Raw genomic sequence first — 382 nt, 5'->3', positions numbered from 1 at the left:
GCTGAGCTGGCGTCCGTTGCTTCGATCCTGGGTCGCGTGCCGACCGTCGAGGAGTACATGGAATACGCTGGCAAGATCGACAGCATGGCGGCCGATATCTACCGCTACCTGTCCTTCGACCAGATTGCCGAGTTCCGTGAAGCTGCTGCGAACGCCAACATCCCGGTCGTTCAAGCCTAACGCTGCAACGCAATGAAAAACGCCGCCCATCGTGAGATGAGCGGCGTTTTTTTATGCCTTGGAATACCGGTCCCCTGTAGGAGTGAGGCGGGGGGGGGGGGGGGGGGGGGAGGCCAAACAGGATAAAAACGGCGGACCCGCAAGCGCGCCCGCGCCCCCCCACACGGGGTTTTTTTTTTGGTTGTGGGGTGTGTTGACCCCC

1 protein-coding gene is annotated in these 382 nt (G+C 61.3%); it reads left to right on the top strand.

Annotation, left to right across the window (positions count from 1 at the left end):
* A partial coding sequence (locus ACIOWE_RS15450) for a hypothetical protein (protein ID WP_401392861.1) occupies positions 1 to 180 on the top strand: 180 nt, incomplete at its 5' end.
* Positions 181 to 382: the final 202 nt, after the last annotated feature.

It is taken from the genome of Pseudomonas sp. NPDC087598 (genome assembly GCF_044743525.1).
Lineage (GTDB): Bacteria > Pseudomonadota > Gammaproteobacteria > Pseudomonadales > Pseudomonadaceae > Aquipseudomonas.
The sequence above is the reverse complement of the archived record's forward strand: the minus strand, read 5'-3'. Positions and strand labels throughout refer to the sequence as shown.